This is a genomic window from Lewinella cohaerens DSM 23179 (assembly GCF_000379805.1).
In the GTDB taxonomy this organism is placed as follows: domain Bacteria; phylum Bacteroidota; class Bacteroidia; order Chitinophagales; family Saprospiraceae; genus Lewinella; species Lewinella cohaerens.
The window spans coordinates 103363-129970 of record NZ_KB903587.1; the positions used below are offsets into that span (position 1 = coordinate 103363).

Below are 26608 nucleotides of genomic sequence, written 5' to 3' on the forward strand. Positions count from 1 at the left end.
CTTTCCATTTTTTCTATAATGAAAAGCGCCCCCAAAAGCCTAATAAGACCTCTATTTATCTGATCATTATCCCTGGCCAAAAAGTGCTTTGAAGCCATTCATGAAATGAGGCATCGCTTTTTGAAACGAGGACCCTGTACTGCTAGCTTCCGCTAACACTGGCTCTTCTAAACTGCGAGCAACCGCCGGAGCAGGATCATTTTGGTAATGGTTAACAACCTCATCAGATGTCATTGGTGGATCGTTTGTAGGAGACATATAACCACTAACCCATCTACTTTGAGAGGTGCCATTTTCACTAATCAATGTGAGGCTAAATCCATACCCCAGTTGTGCTCCCTCCATTTCACAAACCCTATTCCAGTCTTCGATGGCGTCATTAAAATTGATGGGAATTGTGATTTCTGATTTCCTTACGATATCTATTGTTTCGGCATGTCCATAAACTCGCTTATCGTCTACATTACGAACGGTTAAATCAATGCTGATTTTTGCATTAAAATTCCCTCCATCCGTGGTCACCAATTTCACAATATACTGTGGGTCAACAGCTTTTCCTGATTCAACCTTCACCTTTTCGGGAGGGATAGCCGTATTTGCTGCGTCTGCATTAGTTTGTACTGGATCGTTAGCCATTTTTTTCGGTATTAGATAATTTGAAAAATAATTCAATTGTTAATGTCGACTACCTCCTCTAAGGTAAGTCTTGTCGCTTATTTTATTGATTCTCTGACAAATTTTGTGTTCAGAGTCAAGCTAAAGCAGAAATCACGCTCCTGATCAGTCGCTTACGATTTTTGCTTTAGCTTGACCACAAAAATTGTCAGAGAAGGGTTTTATTCAATAAGAATAAAACCGGCCCAATCAAAAGCCTCTTTATAGCGAGCACGCATATAGGTTTGCGCTGCCCGAAACGCTTCGGGAATACTTTTGCCTTCTTCCAACCAAGCCAAGTAAAAGGTAGTCATAAAGGCTTGCGCCTGAAAATCCGGTACTTGCCAAAGCGTCATTATCAGATAGCGAGCTCCTGCAATTTTAAACGCCCGTTGCAAACCATACACCCCTTCTGTGCCCTTAATATCTCCAAGGCCCGTTTCGCATGCAGAAAGGATGACTAATTCCGTTTCTCGCAAGTCCATTTTACTGACCTCGTAGGCGGTAAGAATACCATCTTCCGTTACGGATGCTCGGGGCTGTCCGAAGGCCCAGGCGTAATTACCGTCTGCCAGCACCAGCCCCGAACGGATCATTGATCGGTCTGAGGCCCGAAAAGCCAGCTGGTCTTCTCCTGCTATTTCTTCGGGATCAGGAAAGAAAAAGCCGTGAGTTGCCAGGTGTAGCAGCTCTGGAGATTTACCACTACTGCCCAGTGCTTTGAGCGCACCTTCCGTAGCTTCATTTTTTGTTTTTAGCACCGAAGTATATGCTGCATCTACCAAAAGGTCGTTGGCGGTCATTATCTCTACTTCTGTCCAGGGTAATGATTGCCAATATCCATTTTCTGAATCGTATCCCCGGTGGGCCGGATATTGGTCTGTTTGGTAAGTCGGAGGGGCTGCATTTTGTGCATCAGTAGAAGTAATATTTGTCAATTCTTCTGTTGTTCCATAATCAATGCCGCCAAACAAAAAAGCGGTCTTTTTAGCACCCGCTTCTTGTGAAACTTCAGAATTGAAGTTCACCAACTGCCGCGTGCTTCCCAAGGCTAACAACTGGTACTTTTGTGCCAATACTTTGCCCTCTGGAGTTGGGAGCGCCTCTAGGTTCAAACGGTGAATCAAACCTGCTGCCGAATAGTAAATTTTATTGATATTCGGATGTTTTTCAAGGTATTCCGCCACTGGTGCCCATAACATTTGATAAATCGCTGGCCCATTTAAGGAATACAACGTATTGATAAAAGTAGCTGTCGGTTGATTAGTATTATTCAAGAAACTATCCAACACTTCCGAGTTCCCCAAGGGAATAAATATTGGAAGGTTGGACTGTGGCAACAGCAACAATGCACCGTAGCGTTCCTCCATTTCAAGCCCAGGGGACTCACGCGTGTACTCAGCAAATTCGAGGGCCGCACTTCCAGGCTTTAAGTGATCTCTTACCGATTGCCAATTGACGCGGAGAAGTGCATCGTCGATGTCTGCACTTTCACGGACGATTTGTTTTTCAATAGCATAAGCATCTGCTTCCAGTTCTTGGATTTCTAATGCTGTAGCTGCCGAAGAAGTGTATTTGGCTGCAAGTCGCCGGTGGAGCCGACTCAATTCACGGTAATTCTCGCTGACCTTTGAATCCGCGAGGGCTATCTGCCGTAGTTGAACCGCTTTATTTTGTAAAAACCCTTTATAAAACAGAATATTATCGTAACAAACATCCGCTATTGCGGGGTGCGTTTCCGCTAAAGCAAAATATCGCGTGTGATTCCTTTTAAAATCTATCGTAAAATTGGCAAGCTCTTCTTCAGACAAATGCCGTACAGCACTCGCTAGTGGTTTTTCTTCCAGACCAGACAATGTGCGCAGCATCCGGGCAGCTACCGAATCTTTTCCCAACGCCTGATTCATACTTGCCAAATCCCGTAAGCCTCTAAGGTAGCGAGGGTGATGAGGTTGGAATTGTTTTTCAATAATCCTTAAAGCTTCTTCTTGCAGCGGTATGGCTTTAGTTACTTCCTCCTGAATAAGATAGATACTACTCAAATCCTGTAATGAATAAGCATAGTCATTGTCATTCTCCTGCCCCAGCTTTTTTAAGATAGCGAGACTTTCAATCAATGCTTGCTCTGCCTCTTCATAACGGTCTGTGCCTTTAAAAACAGCTGCCAGGTGATTTAAACTCAAGGCATAATCTTCTGTATTTTCTCCTAATACCTGAAGTCTGAAATCAGCAGCTTCAGCGTAATACGTTTCGGCTTGTTCCCAGTCAGAAAGCTGTTGATACGAGGCCCCTAGATTATCGAGAATAAATACGTAGGTATAAAAAGTGAGCTCCTCCTGCTGCTCATGAATGCTTTTGGCTTGAAGATAAAGTTGTAACGCTCGGGAAAAGTTATTCGTTTGGTAATAAACATTGGCCAAAGCAACAAGGCTGTTAGCATAGGCTACATGGTTTTCCCCCAATAGTTGTTCTCTAAGTGACAGTGCTTGCAAGCCATACATTTCTGCTTTCTCATAATCCCCTAAATCATTGTATAAGCCCGTTAGATTATGTAGCACATTGGCATAACTGGTGCTTTCCCTACCAGCTACTTGCTCTCTCAGGTTAAGAACTTCCAAGTACAAAGGTTCAGCATCCGAAAACCGGCCAATTTCTTCATAAAGAACTGCCAGGTTATTCAAGCTTTTGCCATAATCAATATGCATGGTTCCCAAAAGTTCGGCTCTCAACTCTTTGGCATTAATGTACCAAGGGATGGCCTCTTCATTACGCCCCATAAAGTAATAAATCCGGCCTTCATTAAAGCAGAAACTAGCGTAAGCTACAGATTGCTCACCACAGCAGTCCACAGCTATCTTTCCAGCCGCAGCAGAAGTAGTAAAAGCCAGCTCAAATTCGGTAGCTGCCGTATAATCTCGGGAAACCTGGATAAGGCTGTCAAATGTAGCAGGAATAACTGCTGACTCCTGTTGAGAAAACAGTATACAAGAAAAGAACACCTGCAAGCACAGGTGCAAAATGGGGGACGAAACGGGTTTCATACGGGTAAATGCGGGTGCTATTGTGCACCTATCCACAAGAAAACAAAAAAACGGGGAAGGGCCAAATAGGAACCTATTGGTACAAACTCAAAGCCTTTTTGGCTTGTAACTTATATGGGTGATTTATCTTCTTTGTAATTTTTTCAAAAATAGCCAACGCCTTAGCTTCTTCACCTGCCAATAAGCTTGCCAAACCTCGGTACCATTCCACCTGTGGCAGCCACTCAAAAGGAGGCGTCTCCAGCTGGTCCAGTAAGGTCAAGGCTTCTGGGCCCTGCCCCATTTCCAACAAGGTGTAAGCTTGCAAATAACGCAACGTATCATTGGGCGGAAGCTGCCGGTCTAAACGTTGCAGCCGGACATAAGCAGTCGTAAACGTGCGCTCCCGCAAAAGTTCATCAACAGCAAGGTATGCTTCGGTAGGCTTGAGCCCTGTAAGGGGGTAGCCCGTGTACCAAAGTTGATCCAACAACTCCTTGCCTTCCTTTTGCTCGCTTTGTCCACGTAAATAAGTGTCAGGAGCACCGTAAGGCGGTGGTGGTGGTAGCTCGGCACTGGCAATAGGAATCTCCCTTACAGGAGGGGCGGGCGCTTCTTCCCGAGGTGCTTCTGGCAATACTTCCTCTTCAACATCTATAACAGGTTCTTCTTCAATTGGACCAGGAACCGGTGGCGAGGTGCTTTCTTGCTCAAAAACATCTTCTGTCGTCAAAGGAGGCGTTACGGTTTCCCCCTTTGCAAACCATAGCCAAACAGCTAAAAAAAGGGTCAATAACAAAAGAACGAGACCAATAATATTATTTCTCTGTTGCCGCTTCGCGCGGGCAGCGGCAGCAGCCTTCACCTTGCCTTTTATTCGAAGCGCAGTAAAGCCTTCACTCAAACGATCAACGGCCGCGCGTTCTTCCTCGCTGGCGTCGTCGTTTAAGTATTTATTGATGTCTTCCATTTCGTCGCAATTTCGATCAGTTTCTTCATGCAGGTGCTTCGCTTCATTTTCAAAGAGTTGATCGTCGAATAGGGGGTTAATTTCCCCTTTATCACTTCTTCGTCACTGTAACCATCAATATGGTGTAAGCGAACAACCTTTTCACAAGCCTTCCCTAACTGGCTTAAAAATTGGGTAACTAAAGCTGCTGAATCACTTTGGCGTTCCAGCGCTTCATATTCACTTAAATGCTTTACATGGTGGCTCTCCAGCAATTCAGTACTAGGCTTTTTTCGGCGGATTTTCGCCATTGCCAGCCTTTTTGCTACCTCTACCAAATAGGTCGTAGGAGCATGACCCTTAAATTCATAAGCCCCATCCTCAATTTTTTGTAAAAAAATGAGCGTGCTCTGATTTAAGACATCCTCCATTTCGTCCTTACCAAGGCCCATGTTACTACCTACTTTGCGTAACATTGGTAACGCTTTAGTCTGCAAACATAGAATTGCTTTATTGTCCATAGCCACCAGTCCTTCATACAATTGCTGATGGCTTTTGAACTTTTCACAACCCCGATTCGTAGAAACCCACCTCTTAAAAGGCATAAGTGAATGCTTGTTTATGGCATGAAAACGATCAAAGGTAAGTAGATGTCGTCTTTTTTTTCAAAAAAGTGGTTTATAAGCCACCGCTTTGATCTCAATCAATAGATTTGGGTGGGGTAATTGATGTACGGCAACGGTTGTCCGCGTGGGTCCAGTAGCGTGATCAAAAAAGGTACCATACACTTCATTGTACCCTTTAAAATCCTCCATATTTACCAAAAAAGTGGTCATATCGATAAGGTGCTCCANGCCAGCATCCATACTACTGAGTAGTGCCCCGATGTTTTCGATTACGGCCTGGGTTTGCTCCCGAATATCTTTTTCCACCCGACCATCAGGATGGATAATGACCCCCGCATGGGTGTTGTCTTGGCGACGGCTACTGGTGCCGGATACGTAAATAAAGTCTCCTGCCCGTTTTACATGAGGATAATTTCCTAGGGGTTGTGCTTTGTTTTTTAGTACTTTGCTTGACATGTTTTTATTTGTTTTCCTTCACCTCCCTCAAAACCTCCTCCAAATCCAAATCCTCCACCTCCTTATCCGCAACCAGCTTTAGCAAAAACTCATCTTGCTGCCGGCCTTTCACCATCGCTTCTGCATAAGACAATTCCGGCTTGAAGGTTACCAGCGAATACTTTGAATAGTAATCAGGGAATTGATCTTCCAGCGCCATTTCCAAGCTACGCTTTTTGATAAAGTCGGTATCGTCTACCTTATCCTGCATCTCGTAAAAATTGTCAATAGCCAAGTCTGCAATAGCATCGGTATTGGCAGGTCGCTCTTCTGAGAAAGCCTCAAGAGTAGCCGCCCAATCTTCTCCGTGCTGCTCCAAGGTCTCGATGAAAATTCTAACATCTTCAAAAGCGGCATTCATGCCCTGCCCGTAGAAAGGAACAATAGCGTGAGCGGCATCTCCCATAACGAGCGTCTTGCCATAGGCCTGCCAGGGGTAACACTTGATTGTACCCAGGGTACCTACCGGGTTATCAAAATAATCTTCTTGTAAACCAATCAAGTGAGGTAATAAACTGGGATAATGCTCCTCAAAAAAGCTTTTCACCTTGGCGAAAGTATCTAAAGTATTAAACCCTGCTTCGCCATCATAAGGATGAAACATGGTCACCGTAAAGCTACCGTCCATATTCGGTAACGCAATCGTCATGTAGGCTCCTCTGGGCCAAATATGCAGGGCGTTACTATCAATTCGGTAACCACCATCCGGCGCAGGAGGAATGGTTAACTCCTTGTAGCCACTACGCAGGAAATGTTGAGAAAAATTAAACAACAAACGGGAAGAACGGCTCATCATCGCCCTTCTCACTACCGATCCTGCGCCATCTGTTCCTATCAATACCGTCCCGGCAACTTTCACCAAAGTGCCATCGGCACGCTGAAAGGTAGCCGTAGCATTTTCAATATCAGCACTGGTGCAGGAATGCTCAAAGAATACTTGCAGGTTATCATAAGTATCTGCTTTCTCCAATAAGGTCCGGTTGAGGCCACTGCGTGATACCGAGTTGATGTATTCGTCCTCGCGCCCGCTATAACTGCTAAAGCGCGCATCCTGACCAATAGAATGTATCATTCGCCCACGCATCGGGATACAGTATTTCAATACTTCCTCTCTCATACCAGCAGTATCCAGCGCCATGAGTCCCCGATGGGATAAAGCCAAATTGATGGATCGCCCTCCTTCTTCGGTAGTCAATCGCAAGTCTGTACGCTTTTCGTACAATTCTACGGTATAGCCTTTTTGGGCCAGGCGGATACCCAATAAAGTGCCGCAAAGGCCAGCACCGATGATAATTACTTTATGTTCTTTATTGCTCATAATTTAAGCTTCCATTTTCTCACCCAAAATTTTCACAAAATCGTAGACCTCCGTAAAGGTGTTGTAAAGCGGCACGGGAGCTACCCGAATCACATCAGGTTCGCGCCAATCGGCAATAACACCAGCGGCACTGATGGCTTCATATAAACTTTTATCCGCATCCTGTACCTGAATAGAAAGCTGGCAACCTCGCCGCTCCGGATCACGGGGCGTAATAATACTGATTTTACCACCCGGTAACTGATCAACCAAGTACTCCAGATAGCCAGTAAGTGCTAATGATTTCTGGCGAAGATTGTTCATTCCTGCTTCAGCAAATACCTCCAAGGAAGCCTTGATGGCCGCCAAGGATAGAATGGGAGGATTACTCAACTGCCAAGCTTCAACACCCGGAATGGGGTCAAAATCATCGCGCATCCCAAAGCGGGTAACTTTATTGTGCCCCCACCAGCCGGTAAAACGAGGTAACTCCTTATCATGTGCATGCCGCTCATGTACAAAGCACCCTGATACACTTCCGGGGCCGGAGTTGATGTATTTATACGAACACCAAACTGCAAAATCGGCTCCGCTATCATGTAAATCCAGCGGCACATTTCCTGCTCCGTGAGCACAATCAAAGCCCACCATACAGCCCTGTGCATGTGCCAACTTCGTGATCTCCGGCATATTGAAAAACTGGCCCGTATAGTAATTGGTGTTACCCAACAGCACCAATGCAATCTCAGCACCTTGCTCTTCCAAAATGTGAGCAATATCTTCTTCTCTGATCAAAACTTCACCATCACGTGCCTTGAGTTCTACCAAGTGTTCAGCAGGATCATAACCATGAAACTTTAGCTGTGAACTGATGGCATAGCGGTCCGAAGGAAAAGCATCAGCCTCCATCAAAATCTTAGTACGCTTCCCTTCCGGGCGATAAAACGACACCATCATGAGGTGCAAGTTCACCGTAAGGGTGTTCATCATCACCACTTCAATGGGTTTAGCACCCACTATTTCGGCCATCTTTTCGGTTAAAAATTCGTGGTAGGGTAACCAAGGGTTCTTTGCATGCAAGTGGCCTTCTACCCCCAAGTTTTGCCAGTCGAGCAATTCTTGATCGATAGCAGCTTTCGTGGATTTTGGTTGCAACCCCAGCGAGTTTCCGCAAAGGTAAATGAAGGGCTCTCCATTGGCTTGGCGAGGTAGATGAAATCGTTCCCGAAACCCGCGCATTGGGTCTTTATCGTCTTGGCTTTGGGCGTATTCCCGAGTAGCTTGGTAAGTCATAATAACAAATGTGAGATTTTCAATACCCCTCACTTCCTGCTCCGTAGGATAGGGTTTTAAACCCTATCCTACGGAGCAGGAAGTGAGGGCAGGGCAACATTAAGCAGGTGTCGCTTGAGAACCTCTAATACGGTTCATCATCGCTTCATTTTTATCAGCTCCCAACCAGCGGAGGACATTATCTTCCCACATCTCTTGCTGTTGTTCGCGGGTGATAATACCTTCCTCCACTGCCAAATCCAGTAATTTACCAGGGTAAGAAGATTGTGGCGTGCTCTCCATTTCCCCTAACGGGTAGGGATCATCCAGCCCCACCATGATTTGATCAGCGCCTTTATTGCGCTTCATCATCAAGTCCAGTGACAGCGTATCATGCACTAAAGTGTCAAAGAAAATATTGGGGTGACCCACTGCTTTGCGAGGGTGTGCCTTGCCTTCAAACAGATCCGGGCGGCCATCGAATCCTTGAATGCGGCGCCCGAGACTGATCTGGGCCAGTTGCCCGCCGTGGGCAAAACAAGTGCGCATATTAGGATAGCGAATATGGTAGCCATTCAGCGTAAAGAAGTGATAGGAATCAGCACATTGGGCCAGCATCCACACGAGGTGAAAACGCCAGGCGGTATTCTCTAGCTGGATGAATTTTTCACCGTCGTAAGGATGAATTTCTACGGCCAAACCGTAGTGGTTGGCCAACTCAAAGATGGGTTCGGTTTCTGGGTCAAAAATGGTTCGCCAGGTTCCTGTAGAATCCAGATAATGGGTGGGTAGGCACAAAACACGCAGGTCCAGTTCTTCTACACAGCGTTCTATCTCCCAAAGGGCCGAACGCACAAAGCCGGCGTGAATCACAAAACCACAGGTGAATTTATCCGGATGATCAGCCTGTACCTTGGCATTGAAGTCATTTTGCCAACGCAAGACTTGCTTCATCTCTTCCATCCGCAGGCCGTTGCCGTACAACTGCGACAGGTTCAAGACGACAGCATGGTCAATCTCGTTTTTGGCCATCCATTCCAGCTTCTCGTGCAGAAAGAAACTGGAGTCCGTCACCGGGCGTTTCCAGTTTTTCTGCAACATGAATTTGCGATCTTCATCAATCCAGAAGATTTCTTTTTCCTTCATAAATGCCGGAACCTCTTCCGGGTAAGGAAGCAAATGAGAATGTCCGTTTATACGCATGGTTAGGGGCTTTTTTAAAACGCTTAATTAAGCTTTTTTCTTAACAGGAGGCTCCATTACTGTACCACAATTATCACAGGTACGAAGAGGAACATCAGAATAAAAACGGTCAAAGATGACAGGCATATCTGTCTCGATATTTTCTAGCGTGAAGGCCTCCCGATAGAGTTCATTTCCGCAATTTTCACAGAACCAGGCGAGTCCATCATCCATCCCCTCAGGGCGCTGTTGTTCGATTACCAAACCTACAGTATTGGGACCGCGCTGAGGCGAATGCGGGATATTGGCGGGCAGCAAGTAAATTTCTCCTTCATAGATATGAATGTCTTTGGGCACCCCTTCATCGATGACTTTCAGGGTGATATCTCCTTCTACCTGGTAGAAAAACTCAGGCGTTTCGTTGAGGTGATAATCCTTTCGGGCATTGGGCCCACCCACAACCATAACGATGTATTCGCCATTGGCCCAAATTGCTTTGTTACCAACGGGTGGCTTAAGCAAGTGGCGGTTTTCCTCAATCCATTCTTTGAAATTAAACTTGGGNAGTAATTTTGACATAATTATTGATTGATTCTCTGACAATTGCTGTGTTTTAAGTCAAACTAAAACAAAAATAGTCAGAGAAAGGTGATTTTTTTTGACACGGGTTAAGGAACAACAGAAGCTCAAGCCTTATCTCAAAGAATTGCACTGAATTCATAGTATCAGTTGTTTGTTATAATATAACAATTATCTTGTTTTTTTAGTTATGCTCAACTCATTTTTTGCACAACATCAAGTCCCCAGTAGCTATTCATCAAAATCCAAACAAACATTCTTCGGCTCCGTAAAAAAGCGCAATGCTTCAAAACCACCTTCCCTGCCAACGCCGGAATTCTTTACCCCACCAAAAGGCGTTCGAAGATCCCGCTTTAGCCAGGTATTGATCCATACAATCCCTGCTTCCAGCTGACGAGACAGCTTGTGCGCACGGTCCAATTGCTGCGTCCAGATGGTAGCAGAAAGTCCGTATTCCGTGCTGTTTGCGTAAAGCAACACTTCTTCTTCGGTTTCAAAAGGCATGATCGTAACCACAGGGCCAAAAATCTCTTCCTGGTTGGTGCGGCAGTCATGGGCCAGACCTTCGACAACCGTGGGGGCAATGTACCAGCCAGCGGCGTGTTCTCCTTCCAGTTTCACTGCTTCTCCGCCGCATAAGATACGGCCGCCTTCTTCCTGTGCCAGTTTAATATACGAAAGAATTTTATCATAATGCGCCTGCGAAACCACGGCCCCAACTTTTGTATCGACAGCAGTAGGTGGGCCCACTTTTAGCGCTTTTACTTTTTCTACAAAATCCTTTTTAAACCGCTCGTATAGTGGTGCTTCTACAAAAACACGCGATCCGCAGAGGCAAATCTGCCCCTGGTTGGCAAACGAAGACCGAACCGTCGTTCGAAGCATCTTATCATAATCACAATCAGCAAAAATAAGGTTCGGGTTTTTGCCGCCCAACTCTAGTGAAAGCTTCTTGAAGAGTGGCGCCGCTATCCTTGCGATCTCTGCGCCCGTGCGGGTGCTTCCTGTAAAGGAAATCGCCTTCACCTGAGGATGACTGGTAAGGGCAGTTCCCAAACGATGGCCATAGCCATGCAGGATATTGAGCACCCCTGGCGGTAAACCTGCCTCTTGGCAAATTTCGCCCAGCAGATAGGCCGTCAGAGGCGTCACCTCTGAAGGTTTGGCCACCACAGCATTACCTGCCGCCAGTGCTGGCGCAATTTTCCAACTAAACAAATACAAAGGAAGGTTCCAAGGCGAAATACATACCACAACTCCTAACGGAGACCGAAGTGTATAGTTAAAACCTCCTGGCCCATTATCGTGAGACTGGCTGGCAAATTGCGTAATCGCTTGCGCAAAGAACCTGAAATTGGCTGATGCCCTCGGGATATCGACCTGCTTGGCTAACCAAACGGGCTTACCATTGTCTTGCGATTCGGCAGCAGCCAGTTCGTCTGCTCTTTTTTCAATCCCCAACGCAATGTTGTTCAGTACACGGTAACGCTCGTCGATGCTGGTATTCGCCCACTGTTCCTGAGCCGCTTTAGCAGCACTCACCGCCAAGGCTACATCCTGCTCATCACTATCAGGTGCCTCTGCATAAGGTTTCCCCTTTGAAGGGTCAAATACTGGAAGGTAGGCTCCACCTGCAGGTGCCTGAAATTCGCCATTGATAAAATTCGCTAAGCGTTTCATACCTAATCCTCTTTTTTCTGCGTATAGAAAAAGCCCAATTCCTTGACCAAGCGTGGAGGTAAGGCTGGCAGCTCAGAACGGGGTATCAACAGGGTGGAAATATTATGTAAATCGGTGAAGATATGATGCTTGATGGCGGTTTCCCGCAAATAAGCATGCCCGGAAGAACCGCCGGTACCTGTTTTCCGGCCCAGCATCCGCAATACCATCTGAGAGTGCCGATACCGCCAAGTGGTCAGTAATTCATCAATATCAATCAGGCACAACAAGAAGCGATACGGCATCTGCAATAACGGCTCTTCGTTGTAGAGATTAATCATCAGGGCTGCCAACATCGCATCGTAGCTCAAGCGGAAAGTACCTTTACCTTTTTCTTCACTATGCTGATGGGGATCGAGAATAGATTGAAAATAAGGGTCGGTGTTCCCCATCATTTTCACCCGCATTTCCTTCTCCTTGTCCGTGAGGTAGTCCGAGGCCATAATAGCTTCCGCTTCGCGAGCAACCATGCGTTCGACCGATGCCTTGTAGTGCTCCAAAAATTCGAAGTCGCCAAAACGCAAGAAGGGAGTTCTTTCCAGCCAATCTTCAACCGCTGCAAACAAGTTATTCCCCTGCGAAATGTGATCGAGTTTTGCTTGTTGTTCTTTGGTAAAAAAGGCAGCGTAGTGATAATTATTGTAGGTCATCCTTTCGCTTTCCGGCAGTCCCAGCATATTCTCTACCAGCCTAAACTGGAAGCTTTGAAAGCCCGAGGCCGGGAAAAGAAACTTGCGAAAATCCAGAAAATCCAGCGGCGTCATCGTCTCCATCACACGGATGTGTTCGATAAGCAGCTTCAGGATTTCAACCACTCGATTCAAGCGGGCGACAGAGGTTCCCATGTTTCGTTCATCTACCCGATTCGTCTGAAACATATCCACCACAGAATCTACTTCGTGAAGGATCTGCTTAAACCATAGTTCGTAACTCTGATGAGTGATGATAAAAAGCATCTCATCGTGAGCCGGTTCAGGTTCCAACTCTCCACTCCGAGGGCGCTGCGAACCTAGTAAATCGTCCAAACCCAGATACTGTTGGTAATGGACGGGGCTATATTTCTTCTGTTTTTCGCTCATTTATAGTTCCTTAACGATCAATTATTCTGCACTTCTTTGCCCCAAGATATAACGCTTTTCCAAGATAAGGGTAAAGCAAAGGATACTCTTTTTCAATCTGGTAATCTATACATTAAGTTTATGTTTTACGATTGACTTCTATCCCAAAAAAACGTAACTTCCTTATTTGAAAAACAATCTTCTTAACAACTTTTCCTTATGATGAAAAATTACCTTATTCTCTTATTAACCATTGCAACAATCACCAGTCTGAAATCACAATCAGACCATGATTTAGGTGTAAACCTGGGGTTAATCACCTATCAAGGAGACCTTTCTCAATCCGCTATCAATGCCGGACAGTTAAACTTCTCCACAGGGGTGCAATACCGCAATTTTCTTTCGCCCAAAATAGCCCTTAAAACAGGCTTGAATTTTGGCAAAATCTCTGGCAGCGATTTGGATTACAATATCAGTCGCGGCATTACGATGGAGAACAAGCTTGTAGAGGTTGCCCTCCAGGCCGAGTGGCATCCTCTTGGGCAAAAAAGCTTTGAGGAGTCCGGCCGTTTTGTTCGAAACTTCTCTCCTTTTGTAGGGCTTGGCCTGGGGATGGTATTCACCAATGAAACTGTCAATTATTCAGGTGATGGGACTTTCAAAACAGAGGAAGACACTGGTTCTCTAATTGTGGTGCCTATCGATTTAGGCATCCGCTTTGCGATCAGCCCCAATGTTTCGGCAACCCTGCACGGCGGCACCCGCGCTACTTTCTCCGACCTACTAGACGGTGTTAGCGAAAACGGCAATGCTGATGCTGATGACTGGTACTTGCTGGGTGGCCTGGGGATACTGTATACTTGGTAGTTTTTTGGTGCGAAGTGCGGGGTTACAGCACTAACGTTTACCCCCTTACACCCACCCAACCTTTATACTGTTCAAGGGTGCGGGGTAGGATGCACAATTTGTAAGGCCGCTGCTGTAACCGTTTACACAGTATTGCTCAAAACATGAGTCATCCCGATTTTTGGTTCTCATCAAAACCGGTGCTGACCAACTGCAAAACCTATCGTTAAAAACGAAACCCCATGATTTTACTAGTGAAATCATGGGGTTTTCTACAAAAAGTCGGATAAATCACTCTTTTTAGCTATTTACGGACTCTTTTTAAGTTAAAGTCAGGCTGGATTTTGGCCTTAGCCAAAATTCGGGATGACTTATGTTTCCTGTTCCTAATACCGCTGAATCAAATCAGCATTAAGATCCTTTTCGGAGGACACTGTTCTTTCTTTAGAAAAATACTGATAAAGTCCCCAGAACAATAGTGCCTCTCCAGTATTACCTGCCAAACCAATTCCGCTAAAGATCATGCCCAACATCGTATGATCAACATCACCTCCCACGTAAGGAAGATAGATCATACTGATGGAGTAGCTGAGCAGATGACTCAATAGAAAAAGAACAATCCCCGCAACAATTATTCCCCGATGCTTACTCGCCCTGGTAGACCAAACATTGTGGCCCAAGCGAATCAAAAAAATAATAGCAATGATGCCAGGAACCACTATTAGCAACTGTAAAGCAATTTCTGGCTGGCTGAAAAACATTTTTAGTAGGTTGCCCATGAGTATCGAGTTTTAGTTGTGATTATTTGAATCTCCTGTTAACAGTGCCTAAATTAACAATTACCGCAACAACATCACATCTCCCGAAAACACCTCTGTCGTCCCATCTTCGTACTCCACCTCCAGAAAGTAGATGTAGATACCTTGTGTAAGCTCTTCCCCCAAGCGATTCCCATCCCAGCGGTATTTGACATCGCTCAGTAGGCCACTGCCCTGCTCAAAAACAAGGCCTCCCCAGCGGTCGTAAATTTGCATCCGCAAAATTCTAGTCTCGCTATTGCTCACACCTTGCGGCGCGAAAAAATCATTGACACCGTCCTGGTTAGGGCTAAAAACATTGGGCAAGTAAAAAGGGCAATTACCCGATCCTATAGTCACCGTCAGGCTATCGGTGCAACCTAAACTATCACTGACAATGTACTGATATGCACCGGCTGCTAAGCCAGCAATCTTCTCTTCTGCTGGAATCATCACACCATTCTGACGTAGACTCAACGGCTCAGTGCCTCCATCAAAAGCCAGCGTAACTTCTCCGTCTTCTTCGAGACAGGAAGCAGATTGCTGGTTTTGCAAAGCAATCCTCACAGGAGGCGTATCCACCAATGTAACGGTCGTTTCTGCAAAACAGCCCGAGGCATCTTCTGCATGAACGGTATAGGTTCCGGCCGCGAGGTCGCTAAAAACCGGACTTATTTCATTACCAAGATCATTAATTTCATAAGAATACGGCGGTATGCCCCCAGTGGCGACGATTTCGATGCTCCCGTTGTTCTCTCCACAAGTGGCATTCGCGACCAACACTTCGTCTATTTCAAAAATCCCACTCGGCAAAACAGTCGCAGAAGCAGTCGCGGTACATCCTGCCTGATCCACCAAGTTGAGGGTATATTCCCCTGCCGCCAAGCCAGAAAAATTGCCATTATTTTGCACAGGTCCACCATTCAGAGAAAACTGAAAAGGCAGCAGTCCTGCTGTCACTAAAAACGACAGAAAACCGTTGTCTTCCCCACAGCTTGTAGAGACAATATTGACATCAGAAATAACGGGTATCCCTGCACCGCCCAGGTTGGCCTGCGTCATTGCAGTACATCCGGCAGCATCGATAATTTCCAACTGGTAACTCCCAGCGGGCAAATCAGTAACGGTCAAACTATTACTCAGTATTCCATTTACATAATATTCGTAGGGTTCCAAACCACCGGTAACGACTACTTCAATCTGGCCATTGGTCAGCCCACAGGTAGTGTTTGTTATTCTGACTTCATTAAAAGCGGGTACATCAGCAATAGGAACAAGCTCTTGGGTGCGTATGCAACCGACTTCATCCGCCACATAAATGGTGTACGCCATTAGTGATAGGTTGGCAAAATCAGGGCTCGCTTGAAAATCCATTCCATCCAACGAATAGGTTAGTGCCCCTACCCCACCGCTGGCGGTGATACTGATGCTCCCGTCGGCATTTCCGCAGTTAAACCCATCTACTATCACGTCATCAATATACACGGGATTAGATCCAAAAAACTCGAAAGTGCTCGCGCCACCGCTCACTTGCAGCGGAATAGAACAGTAAAAATCAAGGCTATTGTCGGCAAAGTTCACTTCGTAGACATTGGCGGCATTGTCTGTCAGGGCATACACCGATATTTCATCACAGCTTTCCGCAAAGGATACAATGCCAAAAATACGCCCCGGCACACTGCCATTTACAGCAATGCTACTATTTGAGAGCTCCTGCAGATCAATCTGAACGATATTATCGTTTTCTGATGCCATGTACAATTCGCCATCGAAGAAAGTCAGATCACCCTCGGCACCAAAACCTACATCGCCAACAAATATTCCGGTGTCCGAAATCAGATCATAGCGCCACAAATCGCCTTCCAGACCGCAAACGTAGAAGATACCTTCCGCAGAAATCGTCAGTGCGGTATACAATTGGGTAGCGCCGGGCTCAAACATGTGCAAAAACGTACTGGCACCCGTCAAGGGGTCTATTTCGTACAACTGCCCAGTAGACGTAACACAGTACAGATTGCCGTTGGGGTGAAAACTAATATCGGTAGAACTGACCGGCATCGCACCAATCAGCTGGTAGCTACAATCAGACAAATCCAGGCTATACAACTGGTTATTGAGGGTACTCAAAAAGATATCCTGCGCCTTGAGGGAGGTCGACAGCAGCAAAAAAAAAGAGAGGCTCAGTAGGGTACGCATTGGCTTAGGAAGATGTTGATTCACAAAGATAATCACAACCCTTTTATCTGCCTTTAAGCGGTATCAATTCTGGCCCTGCCATTAACCTTGCTATGACTTTAGTTTTGGGAAATTGTTCCAATATTATTTTTATAAATACCGTAATTGGTATCGATAGTATCATCCCGGGAACTCCCCAAAGGAATCCCCAAAACATGAGCATTACCAAAATGGTTATCACGTTGATTGAAAAGGATTTACCCATAAAAATAGGTTCCAGTACCCCTCCCATGACCAGTTGAACAAGCGTTATGGTGAGTATAAAGAACAATAGTGTTCCTGTGGTGTCTACTTCTACAAAAGCAAACAATGCCAATAGTATAACAGAAATAACAGAGCCTATCATTTGAACAAAATTAATTACAAACGCAAAAAGCCCCCAGAAAACGGGGAAACTTACCCCAAAGAAATAGCAAGCAAGGGTAAATCCTAAGCCCGTAAAAAAGCTGATAATAAACTTTACTTTGATGAATGTTATCAAGTCATTTTCAATGCGCATGAAAACTTTAATAGAGGAGAATTTCTGCCGAATAACGGTTTCGTTTAAGATCATCTGAAAGTTCAAAGACTCGGCAAGAAGTAATATCGCAAAGAAGAAGGTCATCAAGGTCATTGAGATCGTGTTGCCGATCAAATCAATGGTTGAACCAAAGGTCTCGCTTACATCTATTTTCTCAAAATAGTGCTGCACAATACCTTTGCCTCCTCCTCTTTCAATACCAAAAAAGTTTTCTAAAGGCGTAATTAATCTTTCTAACTTCCCTTCTGCCTTTTCAAATAGATTATTTTCGGACGCCAGAATTTCTCCACTTGAAATATGAATCACCTCCCCTGTCAACTTAATAAACACCCCGATAATCACTACAACGATTAAAATGCTAATTACTTTAGGTACATTTTTCGTCCTCAACCAACGAACTAAAGGCCAAAAAAGTAATGCTATAAACATTGAAAAAACAAGCGGGATAAATATAAAAGACAATAGCTTTAGCACGTAAAAAACTACTGGCAGTGCTATTATCAGCAACAATATATTTGTTGTTCTTCTTTCATTCATTTTTTGTGTACGCCTTTATTTTGTGATTCTCTGACATTTTTTGTGTGTTGAGTCAATCGAAAGTGAAAATAACGCTCCTTATCAGTCGCTTGACATTTTCACTTTAGCCTGACCACAGAAAACATCAGAGAAGGTGTTTTATTTCGGCTGCCTCGTCATGACCATGTAGGGGGTTACGCCCCCTGAGCTACGAAACACCTGCCTACTTGCACCTGGTTCGCAGGTGACAACCATAAGTGGCCTTCCACAAAACATATCAGGAACCAAAAAGATTAATAGGGGGCATGCTGGCACCAGACTATTCGCCGCTCCTTCGTGCAGGATATGAAACCCTGCCCTACGGAGCAGCTACTATCTCGTGTTGGTTCCTGTCGGGCCACGGCCCGCCCATGTACCCCGCTGGCGGGGTCGGCTCGTAGAGACGGGGGTGGTTTACCGCTCGGGCGGAGGTGGGGTATTCGCCCACAGGATCAGCCCGTAGAGACAGGGGCTTTTGCTGCTAGGTCTTTCTCCCTCGATCCTTCTAGCAGGACACTTCCTGTTGCGGATAGCTTTTCATCACTGCTTTATTCCATTTTCAACCTATCCCGCACCTCCATCAGTGCGAAGCCTAGCCAGTTGGTGCCCATCCACTGAGTAGGGTCGCTGGCGCGAGGGTCTTCTGCTACCATACCTATTCCCCAAATTGCATCATTAGGTGCCGCCTCTACCAGTACTTGGTCGCCCGTACTGAGCAAGAAGGATCGCAAGCGTTTTGATTTGGAGAATTTCAAATAGTTGCCTTCTATCACCAACTCCATAGCGGCAGTGCTCCATTGCTCCTGCTTAAAATCTTTGACCTTACGACCAAAACGCTTGGCTTCAATAGGAGAACCTGCTTTGAGGATACGCTGGCGCATTTGTTCGTCCTTGAACAAGCGTGCTTTTCCGGCCATCATCCAGTGCTCAGCGGTGGGAAAATACTCGTCTTCGAAAGCAAACCCGCTGGCATACCATTGCGAGAGGCAGCTCTTGCCAATACTTCCATCCTTGCGCGGGCGATGCCCCCAGAAGTACAGAAAGTCAACGGCTTGACCGCTCTCAATGGTTTCGATTATTTTCTGAGTGTTGTAGCGCATTTTTTTTAAATTAAGCTATACTTTCGGCATTCGCCGAAGGCTGTAGAGGGATTTCTGGTAGATGGTATAGGGATGTAAATAGGCTATACCCGTTACACTAGGGACGCGAAGCGGACCGCGTCCTTCTGCGGACTTTCATCGAAAGCCCTCTAAGATTACTGCTGCACCAACATCGCTTTCTCTGCTGCGACGCCAATAGTAGCTACAGCACCACTATTGAATTGAAGAAAATCCTGTTCGATGCCATCACTAAAGATAACGCCTTGGCTGGGCATGAGCGAACTTAAACGCAAATGCTGTTGCTCGCCCAGCTTCCCGGCCACCATATTGATTTGGGTTTGCTTCGAAGCAAAGGGCTCTCTCACCGCAAAGATCAGCTCGTTGGAGGCTACTTTCGGCGGCTCAAAGCCCGTAGGCACCCCAAAAATTGCCGGCACGCGCTGCACCATATTGAACACCGAACTTAACCAAGCCGTGGAGCCTGCCCGCGTAGAGACCAGCAAGCCGCTAGAAGAATGTATCTCTTGCTCCTGTCCCATCACAATCTCATAACGTGCTGACACATGGCTGGCCGCACCGATAAACAGTTCATTGAACGCCAACAGCCGCTGCCCATCTTGTAGGCGGGCTTCCGCCAGGCTGACCTCCTCTACAGGAAAGTCATTGCGCTGAATGCGGCGGACCCCGTTCAGGAAGTTGTTCACTGTGTAGGGCAATAAGACCCCATCGTAGCGATCTTCATCCGGATTGATGGCCAGAATGGGGCAGCTCCCGGCGTATTTGGCCGTATTAGCCACCAAGCCATCCTGCCCTACCGTGATGATCAAATGCTGTTTGGCAAACAAGTATCCCGGCAGGAAGGAGCGATCAAGCAACTTGTACTTCAACACTCCTGCCAGCTGGCGTTGCACTTCCGTCAAAGCATGGTGAAAATTGAGGTGTTCCTTTTCGTATTCCGCAAAATCGCCGCCGTTTCGTTCCAGATAGAACTGGGCCTGGGCCTTGGTGTTGAAGCGCTCAATGAGTTGCTCCAGGCGGGTCTTGCTTTTTACAATCAGGGCATATTCGTAACTCATTATCTTCCTTTTTCCAAGAGGTTTTCTAATAGGTCCGGGCTGATATTGAGGTTGCCAATCTTACCTGCATTCTCTGCCAGTTCACGGAACGCGAGCGTCATGTTCAGGCGAGGATCAGGGTTGTTAGACAGCGCGGTGATCATCTTCCAATCCAGGTCTTTGTAAGGTTTCAGTGTGGTATCTACAACGTAGGCTTTCGTATCGGCGAGCTTGCGGTCGTTGATGGCTTTTTGCTCCACCAGCGATTGGCGTTGCTGCTCTAACTCAATGTTACCGGACATCACCATTTCGTTGAGTTTACGCTTATTTTCTTGACGAAGCACCTCCGACTCCATCTTCTTTTCCGTGATTTGCTTCTGCTTTTCTTCAACAGCAATCTCGGTATTGAGCTCTGACTCTTTGATCTTCCGCTCCTGCTCAACCGCAAAATTGCGGCGTTCGTAAATAGCTTGATCAGCCTCTTGTTGGAGTTTCTCACGCGTAGATGTCTCCAAGGCCCGCGTCATTTCCGGTACTGCCCGAACTGCCAAAATATTGACGCCCATGATTTCGATGCCCAGCATGCTAATCATCGGAGACGATTGGAGCCCGCTCAGGATGCGCTGCTCCAGTGTGGAAGCAGCACCAAGCGTATCCTGCAAACTCAGGCCATGAATAAATGCCGTCACCGCCGTCTGCGCCTCGTTGATGGTACGCTGATTGAGCTTTTCCAGATCATTCTTTTTATACCTCCCCTCTTCGTTGACGGTGAAGTCGAGAACGTCCGCTAGTTTTTTAGGTTCACTGATCTGGTAACTGATCTGTCCCTGGATGGTAACCGTTTGGTAATCGGCACTCATCTCCTTGAAGACGAAAGGCAAGTCATTGCCCCCCATCGGGATCGCAACAATAGAACTATTGGGGGTAAAATAGAAAAAAGAGAGACCGCGTCCTTCTTGGTTGATGGCGCCGTTTTTGTAGTGCATGACGTAGGTCATTGCGTCAAACTGAATGTGTTTGAAACCGAACATATTATTTGGGGTTTTTAGTTTGTTTTATTTCTAAACGAAGTATCAATGCGACAAATATACAGGCACTTAGTTTAAAAAGCAAACTAAGTGGTAAAAAACTTCAACTGCAATCCATAAAATCAGGATTTGACCACTAAATCTGGAAGGTATTGGGTGTTGCTTGAAAGCTCTAATGTGCCTATAGCGGGTAGTAATGCTGGTCAGGGGACCAGCGGGATATCGCATGTTAGTCTGGGGACTAACATGAGCAGACTAACATGAGCGTCTGGATTTGTGTCTAATAAAGTTGAAAGGCATCTGCAGGATTCCTTCCAGCAGGCATAGAAATTTAAGGACCTCAGCAGAGGTCGTATATCAGACTGGGCAACTATGCTGCGGTTCGAAAAACGGGTGGCCGCTAGCCCCCTACTCCGAGCCCCTGTCGGAAACAATCAACCTGGTCTTAGAAAACCCACCTCCGACGCTCTGCGTCGACCCCGCCAGCGGGGTACATGGGCGGGCCGTGGCCCGGAAACAGCTCTATACCTTCTTAGAATTGAGGTAAAGGACGGCCTTTTCTAAACCACCTACGGTGAGGGGGTACATGGGAAAGAAACTTTTGATGATGCTAACGGTGAAGGCGTACTCCCAATAACGCTCGCGGAGGGGGTTGAGCCAAACGGCACGGGGGAAACGGGCATGGATAGACTGCCACTGGGCGATGCTGGACTGAGAGAGTTCGTAAGGGGCCATGTCTGCATCACCAATGACGAAAACCTGATAGTCTTTGGCGTTGGCCAATATCTTGTCTATGGGTTCGAAGTTGCGGCGGGCGGGGTCCGTATAAGCGCCGCCGTAGATGGTGTTGTGGAAGTAGTAGGTTTTGAGGTCGTGGGCAAAACGACGTTTCATTTTGGAAAACAGCTTGAGGATCATCCGCACGTAGGGAGTCATGGAGCGGCCACCGTTGTCGACCATGAGAATAGCTTGGAGCTTTTGTTCTTTCTTGTCTTTTTGTACGGGTAAAAACAAGCCTCCTTGACGCACGCCTTCGCGGACGGTCTCGGGGATATCGAGGATGCTTTGGGCTGATTCTTCCTCAATGCCTTTCAAAAAGGAGAGGGCAACATCGATATTGTCATCCTGAAGGGGCATTTTGCGATCAACGGGGTAATACTGGCGGTCGCCGATGACTTTACGGGCCATCTTTCCGCCTCCCGGGCCTCCGAGACGAATACCTCCAGCGGCAGCACCACCATGACCGTAGGGAGACATGCCCCCCTGCCCTATCCAGTGGCTACCTCCCCGATGTTGGGTTTTCTGCTGCTCGGCGATCTGCCGCATCCGCTCCAGCAATTCCTCTAAGGACATATTGCTATAATCTGCTCCTTGCTGGATGGGGCTGTCATCGGTGTCGGCCATACCCTGCTCGTCAGGAATATCATCGGTGTCGGCCAAATCGGGATTGTCTTCCCTGAAAATGGCTTCGCCATCTAGCATCTGCTGAATATCGTAGCTGCTCATGTGAATCTCATTCAGGAAGCGGTCTACCAAATCTTCGTCGGTCTCTTCATCTAGCAGATCTTCGCGTTCTAGCCACTCTTGATATACGCGGGAGCGCTGGATCGCTTGCTCTAGTTTTTCTCCCGGCTGGAAGTCGATGGTCAGAAAATAGGCGTAAAAAGCCTCTGAGAAAGGGCCGTAATCCTTGGGGTCATTGGTGACCAAACCTTTTAGCACCAGATACAAATCACCCAGCGTGCGCACCAATCCACGCTCCAGGCTTTTGCGAAGCAGCAAGAGCGTACGCACATCTGCCTGTAGGCCGTGCTCGCGAAAGGTATGTGGGAGGGTGGAGAACATGATTTAATGGTTAGATGGTTAGTTGGTTGTTTGTTAGATAGTTGGGTGGTTTCGCTAGCATCAAATATACCAGAACCTAGCATTTCCTATAGGTTAAATCCACGAATTTCAGCCGTGGCAAAAACTAACCTAAACATCCTCGCGCATCAAGCCTCCCTTCCCCCTTTCAAACACATCCCGAAACGAAGCAGTTCCAACAACGGGAAGAGCCGGGGATTGGGCTAATGGTTGTTGGAAAAAACTTTTACACTTTTACCCCCTTACACTTTTATAACAGAAAAAATCATTTCCCGTAGAGGCGTAAGACCTTTTCCATATCCTTTTGGGTTTTCACGAGGACGCCCATACCGCTACGTTCTTGTATGCGTGATTGTGCTTCTTCGGGAGAGAAAGCCTGGAGGTATTTGATCCAGTTGAGGAGTTCCCTGGTGGAGGGGGCTCGTTCCAGGCCCATTTCGCGGAGTTGGTAAAATAAATCGAGGCACCTGTCCAATAATTGGGGTTCCAGTTTGGTAAAGTGTTTGGCGATGATTTGGCGCATGGTAGCGGGTTCCGGAAAGCGGATATAGTGGTAGATACAACGCCCCTTGAACGCTGTGGGCAGCTCCTGCTCACGGTTGCTGGTAATGACTACAGCTGGCATATCTGTTTCTGACACTTCGATGGTTCGGCCGGACTCTGGGAGGATGAATGCTCGGTGGCTCAGGGCATAAAGCAAATCATTGGGAAATTCACGAGGTGCCTTATCTATTTCGTCAATCAGCAACACAGAATGGGGTTTTAGGTAGGCTTTTGCGCCTGGCCCTAGCTGTACGTAATCATCGAGATTTTCGGTCATTCGCCCGCTACTACTGAGGGGTTCCAATCCTTTTTCCTCTCGTTGTGCATTGAGCACCTCCACCTGAGAATCACGTAAATAGCGTACATGGTCAAAGTTGGCGACAAACTGCTCGACGGTACTCTTCGAACCTACAGGAAAAACAAATAGCTCCAAGCCCTGTTCTTTTGCGTATTGTAATGGAAGCTCTGTTTTGCCTGTTCCGGGTTCACCTTCAATGAGCAATGGCATCCCCAGCACTCTGGCCATGTGAAAAGCCTGGGCCAGTTCCGCGTCGCATAAATAATTTTCAGATCCCGTCCATAAGGAAGTCAGTGCCATAAGATAGTTGTATTGCGCAAAAATAAGTTGAGCCTAAAATTGTCGTTGCAAAAGTAACTCCCAGCGCTGCCATTCCCCAATGAGCAGGGCATTATCCTGATTAAAAAACAAACTCCGGCTACCTCCCGACAAGTCGCCGTAATCAACATCTACAAACATGCCGTCTCTGGATATTTGCAGTAAAACCGCCCACTTTTCATTGTATTTGGCTTTTAGCCCGTAGGCCCAATAGATGCCATAGCTGGTCTTCATTCCACCTTTCACACTACTTACAATGGGATATCCCGGACTTTGGGGTTCCCCTTCTTTCAAAATAGCATATCGCTGGTGTGAGAAAGGAACCACCATTCCAAAGCCTAGTTCTGCAAAAGGAGAAATGCGAAAGGTAGGAAAGGGTTCTAGTTTACCACCTACATTGGTTTGAAGGGCACTCATCTCCCATTCTTGTGCGTAAGTTCCATTCAATGGCCCCAAAGTCAGGTTAGAAGTTTGTCGATAGTAATAAGGTTGCAAACCTGCCGTAAGATGGAAACCATTAAACAAGCGGCGAAAATTACGCTCAGCCGCAACGCGAACGCCCCAATAAGCCCCCAGGTTATCTGACTGATTAATCAGGTTGATAGGAGTTATCAAACCAAAATTAAGTCGCCACTTAACAGGCTTTCCCAAAAAGGAATACCGAAGAGCATCTGGCCCTACACAATGATTAATTTCCTCTGTGGCTAACAGTAAATTGTAAGTAGTTGGTTTATCCTTAGACTTTAGCTCAAAATTTGGACACCCTTCCCCTACCATAGTCCTCATTTGAGCTGATAAATCAAAAAGATCGACTTGCTTATATCCAAGAGGTGAATGTAGCTGCCAATCAAATGCCCCCTTGCGAGCAATCCCATGATAAAGATCAACCTCACCTCCTACTACTTGCTGGTACAAGGTGCTGGTTCCAATATCGTAGTGCTCGCGATAAAATAGCGTATCTCCATTGGTTACCAGCCAATCTATGTTTTCTCCTTCCAGGGGAATACCCGTTTGTGAACGATACCGGATTTGCCAGGCCTTGGTCAACATTATTTTTGGAACCTTAACGTCTCCGCTGTCTAACTGTCCGGTTGTGGTTTGCCAATGTGCGGGGGTCCAGTTTTGGGCATTACTGAGAATACCCGTAAATAAAATTAGCGCTAGTAGTAAATAGGACTTCATAATATTCCGGTTGGCTAAGAAGAAAGCGAATTACAGCCTTTTTTAATGCACCATTCCTTATTCATTCGGGAAAGCACAGAAAAAACTCGCACCTTCCCCTGGTTTACTAATCGCCCAAAATCGGCCAGAATGCAACTCCATGACTTGACGAACAATAGATAGGCCAATGCCCGTTCCACTGAACTCACTGCCATGCAGTCGAGTAAAAGGCTTGCCTAATTCGGTGCTGAAGTCTTGATCAAAGCCTACTCCATTGTCTTTAATCTCAAGGATCGTTTCAGTGCCTACCCGGTTAGATCGGATGATAATCAAGGGTGAGTCTGTTTTTTGAGAAAACTTAATCGCGTTACTGATTAAGTTTTGTAAAACATGCCACAATAGTTTCTCATCAGCAGCGAGAACAGGGTCTTCCAATTTGTAATCAAAAGTAAACTTCTCTTTATCATCAAGCGCTGCTGTAACTTCTGTTATAATTTCTTCACTCAAGCTAGCTAAATCTACAGAGCTTTTCACGATGGGGTCTTTGCCTATTTTTGAATAGGTCAAAAGATCACTAACCACAGCTTGCCCTCTTTCCAAATAATGCCGAGCAAGATCGAGATACTCTTGGGTATCCTCAGGAAGTCTGTTTTTACTACGCTGTTCGTATAAATCCAGAAAAGAGCGAACACTTCTGAGTGGGCTTTGCAAATCATGAGACATTGCCCTTGTAAATGTCATCATGTTATCATTGGCAAGCTGTAAATCTTCTGCTTGTTTTTTAATCGTATCCCTGCTATCCTCTAAGGCATAAACACTAAAAGCACGCTCACGGTCATACTTGGACTGAATCATCATCAAGATGATCGCAATAATACCAGCCATAAGCATGGATAAAATATACCCAATTCCGGTGGTTATATTTCCTAACGAATAACTAACCAGCAAGGTCAAAATCAATATTCCTCCCCCCACAAAACTGATTGGCCTACGGCCACCAAAAGCAATTACAGCAATCAATACCCAGACGGTCGTATATCCTGTTGTTATTGCAAACAACTGCCTATCAGTTGCATCAGGATCAATAAAAATATGGGCAGCCATTATAGACATCATCGCAATGATTAACAACATCATTAGGCTGTAGAAAAAGACCACCTTATCTTGAAGAGGAACAATCATGCGAGAGCACAGGTAGAGCACAGGGCCAGCAAGTCCTAAGAGTCGCCAAGGCAATGTATTTTTTAATTGGAGATCATATATATCACCAAAATAAAACAAGACGATAAACACAATTGCTATAAATGCAATGTACTTACCCCAATTCAGGGTTTTATGAGCTAGTTCTAGCTTATAACGTTGCTGATAATCAATTGTCATGCCTGGTATTACAAAAGGGTGCTAAATAAAGGTAATAATAAAAAAGATATAAAACCAA

General features: G+C 46.1%; 22 protein-coding genes. 1 reads left to right on the forward strand and 21 read right to left on the reverse strand.

What is annotated here, in order from left to right:
• Positions 1–66: 66 nt before the first annotated feature.
• From A3EU_RS0124950 to A3EU_RS0125000, 11 genes are all read right to left on the reverse strand, one after another.
• Positions 67–636, reverse strand: a complete 570-nt coding sequence (locus tag A3EU_RS0124950) for a hypothetical protein (protein ID WP_020538920.1) — start codon at positions 634–636, stop codon at positions 67–69.
• Between the two features lie 200 nt (positions 637–836).
• Positions 837–3695 carry a CHAT domain-containing tetratricopeptide repeat protein gene (locus A3EU_RS0124955; protein ID WP_044086699.1) on the reverse strand — a complete coding sequence of 953 codons (2859 nt, stop codon included), beginning with the start codon at positions 3693–3695 and terminating at the stop codon, positions 837–839.
• Positions 3696–3768: 73 nt separating this feature from the next.
• Complete coding sequence (locus tag A3EU_RS0124960; RefSeq protein WP_020538922.1) at positions 3769–4644, reverse strand: tetratricopeptide repeat protein; 876 nt, start codon at positions 4642–4644, stop codon at positions 3769–3771.
• Positions 4620–5144 (reverse strand): RNA polymerase sigma factor, encoded by a 525-nt coding sequence (locus A3EU_RS0124965; protein ID WP_156825904.1) that lies wholly within the window; start codon positions 5142–5144, stop codon positions 4620–4622. Before A3EU_RS0124965 ends, A3EU_RS0124960 begins: the two co-directional genes overlap by 25 nt.
• 144 nt (positions 5145–5288) lie before the next feature.
• Positions 5289–5705, reverse strand: coding sequence for a RidA family protein (locus A3EU_RS0124970; protein WP_020538924.1), 417 nt, complete (start codon positions 5703–5705; stop codon positions 5289–5291).
• 4 nt (positions 5706–5709) lie between these two features.
• Positions 5710–7062 (reverse strand): FAD-dependent oxidoreductase, encoded by a 1353-nt coding sequence (locus tag A3EU_RS0124975; protein WP_020538925.1) that lies wholly within the window; start codon positions 7060–7062, stop codon positions 5710–5712.
• 3 nt (positions 7063–7065) lie between these two features.
• Entirely contained in the window at positions 7066–8334 is a 1269-nt protein-coding gene (gene kynU, locus A3EU_RS0124980; protein ID WP_020538926.1) for a kynureninase, read from the reverse strand.
• 99 nt (positions 8335–8433) lie between these two features.
• Positions 8434–9516 (reverse strand): amidohydrolase family protein, encoded by a 1083-nt coding sequence (locus tag A3EU_RS0124985; RefSeq protein ID WP_020538927.1) that lies wholly within the window; start codon positions 9514–9516, stop codon positions 8434–8436.
• A gap of 27 nt (positions 9517–9543) precedes the next feature.
• The gene (locus A3EU_RS0124990; RefSeq protein WP_020538928.1) at positions 9544–10074 is read right to left on the reverse strand and encodes a 3-hydroxyanthranilate 3,4-dioxygenase; all 531 of its coding nucleotides are present in this window, start codon (positions 10072–10074) and stop codon (positions 9544–9546) included.
• A 231-nt stretch (positions 10075–10305) separates the two neighbouring features.
• A complete protein-coding gene (locus A3EU_RS0124995; RefSeq protein WP_020538929.1) occupies positions 10306–11754 on the reverse strand; it encodes an aldehyde dehydrogenase in 1449 nt (482 codons plus the stop codon).
• Between the two features lie 2 nt (positions 11755–11756).
• Complete coding sequence (locus tag A3EU_RS0125000) at positions 11757–12872, reverse strand: tryptophan 2,3-dioxygenase family protein (RefSeq protein ID WP_020538930.1); 1116 nt, start codon at positions 12870–12872, stop codon at positions 11757–11759.
• A 198-nt stretch (positions 12873–13070) separates the two neighbouring features.
• Between A3EU_RS0125000 and A3EU_RS0125005 the strand changes: the two genes are divergently transcribed.
• On the forward strand, positions 13071–13718 hold the full coding sequence (locus tag A3EU_RS0125005; RefSeq protein WP_083937571.1) for a DUF6089 family protein: 648 nt from the start codon (positions 13071–13073) through the stop codon (positions 13716–13718).
• 365 nt (positions 13719–14083) lie between these two features.
• Here the strand turns inward: A3EU_RS0125005 and A3EU_RS0125010 are convergent, their stop codons facing one another.
• From A3EU_RS0125010 to A3EU_RS0125055, 10 genes are all read right to left on the reverse strand, one after another.
• A complete protein-coding gene (locus A3EU_RS0125010; RefSeq protein WP_020538932.1) occupies positions 14084–14476 on the reverse strand; it encodes a hypothetical protein in 393 nt (130 codons plus the stop codon).
• Positions 14477–14536: 60 nt separating this feature from the next.
• Entirely contained in the window at positions 14537–16690 is a 2154-nt protein-coding gene (locus A3EU_RS0125015; protein ID WP_020538933.1) for a T9SS type B sorting domain-containing protein, read from the reverse strand.
• A gap of 43 nt (positions 16691–16733) precedes the next feature.
• The gene (locus tag A3EU_RS0125020) at positions 16734–17786 is read right to left on the reverse strand and encodes an AI-2E family transporter (RefSeq protein WP_020538934.1); all 1053 of its coding nucleotides are present in this window, start codon (positions 17784–17786) and stop codon (positions 16734–16736) included.
• A 566-nt stretch (positions 17787–18352) separates the two neighbouring features.
• The gene (locus A3EU_RS0125025; protein WP_020538935.1) at positions 18353–18904 is read right to left on the reverse strand and encodes a riboflavin biosynthesis intermediates N-glycosidase; all 552 of its coding nucleotides are present in this window, start codon (positions 18902–18904) and stop codon (positions 18353–18355) included.
• 155 nt (positions 18905–19059) lie between these two features.
• Positions 19060–19980, reverse strand: a complete 921-nt coding sequence (locus tag A3EU_RS0125030; protein ID WP_020538936.1) for a diacylglycerol kinase catalytic domain-containing protein — start codon at positions 19978–19980, stop codon at positions 19060–19062.
• The gene (locus tag A3EU_RS0125035; RefSeq protein WP_020538937.1) at positions 19980–20990 is read right to left on the reverse strand and encodes an SPFH domain-containing protein; all 1011 of its coding nucleotides are present in this window, start codon (positions 20988–20990) and stop codon (positions 19980–19982) included. The genes A3EU_RS0125030 and A3EU_RS0125035 overlap by 1 nt, the downstream gene beginning before the upstream one ends.
• A 519-nt stretch (positions 20991–21509) precedes the next feature.
• The gene (locus tag A3EU_RS0125040) at positions 21510–22832 is read right to left on the reverse strand and encodes a hypothetical protein (protein WP_020538938.1); all 1323 of its coding nucleotides are present in this window, start codon (positions 22830–22832) and stop codon (positions 21510–21512) included.
• Between the two features lie 283 nt (positions 22833–23115).
• Complete coding sequence (locus A3EU_RS0125045) at positions 23116–23991, reverse strand: AAA family ATPase (RefSeq protein ID WP_020538939.1); 876 nt, start codon at positions 23989–23991, stop codon at positions 23116–23118.
• A gap of 33 nt (positions 23992–24024) precedes the next feature.
• Complete coding sequence (locus tag A3EU_RS0125050) at positions 24025–25191, reverse strand: hypothetical protein (RefSeq protein ID WP_044086702.1); 1167 nt, start codon at positions 25189–25191, stop codon at positions 24025–24027.
• A gap of 57 nt (positions 25192–25248) precedes the next feature.
• The gene (locus tag A3EU_RS0125055; protein WP_020538941.1) at positions 25249–26550 is read right to left on the reverse strand and encodes a sensor histidine kinase; all 1302 of its coding nucleotides are present in this window, start codon (positions 26548–26550) and stop codon (positions 25249–25251) included.
• Positions 26551–26608: the final 58 nt, after the last annotated feature.